1 protein-coding gene is annotated in these 905 nt (G+C 45.7%); it reads right to left on the bottom strand.

Annotation, left to right across the window (positions count from 1 at the left end; translation table 11 throughout):
* Positions 1-905 (bottom strand): DUF4815 domain-containing protein (locus tag ACFIKE_RS11675; protein ID WP_375650110.1); only part of this gene is annotated, 905 nt, incomplete at both ends.

Raw genomic sequence — 905 nt, 5'->3', positions numbered from 1 at the left:
TGTTCTGCATCAAAATCCCCAAGCTTTGCTAAGGAGACAGAATGATTACTATCATCTGTCTTGATAACGAAAGCCGTTAAGCGGTCATCGGGGACAAGGAGTGGTACATCATAGCGTGCCTCTGCCCACCCTAGCTTTGCGCCCTTCATGGAATAAAAGCTTTGTGCTTGGATATCGGCGGTCGGATAACCGTTTTCAGTGGTGACCAAATCAATCACCAAATCATGGTTCTCATTGCCGATTTTGCAAAGATGAAAGTCAATACCGGTGATTTGCCGTGTTTCATCGGGTGTAAAGACTTGTGCTTGTGGGTCTACTTGCGTCCATATCTTCACCGTGGTGGTGCGCCGCATCACTTTCACATCAATCACGCCTTGCCCTGTAAAAAGACCCGTGGCAATGGTTCCACCTTTTCCCCGTGCCACAACGTTTTTTGTGCCAGCTGTAATATTTTGTGGAATCGTGAAAGCGCCTTCAAGAGCGCCATCGGGAGATGTAAAACAATAATAGATTTTTTGTAAAACATCCACGCCATCAAAGGTAAAGCTTTCTAATTTTTCCCCTTTGCCAAAACCTTCAATTTTAAAGGAAAGGGTAATTTGTCTTAAGAAATCGATTTGCTCTTGGGTTGCACTCACCAAATCATCACGCACTTCTGTTTTACGAATGCTTCTCCCACGGTTCCATCCCATGTTCAGTTGATTGGTCACGCTTGAGAGCCAATCGGTGCGCTGTTCATGCCAAAAGTCTGTCGCGGGGTCAAGGGTTACTGTACCAGGTAGGGGTGCAAAATTTTGATAGGGGTTGATTTTTTCGCAAGCCGTTGTCAACTCTTGCGCAATGATCACTTCATTTGTCCAGTCAAGGGTGACAGGCGCTGTAAGATTAGCGGTGTAAAAGGTTGG

This window comes from Bartonella sp. MU70NMGDW (genome assembly GCF_042194085.1).
In the GTDB taxonomy this organism is placed as follows: Bacteria; Pseudomonadota; Alphaproteobacteria; order Rhizobiales; family Rhizobiaceae; genus Bartonella; species Bartonella grahamii.
Note: the sequence above shows the minus strand (reverse complement) of the source record. Positions and strands in the feature narration are given on the sequence as shown.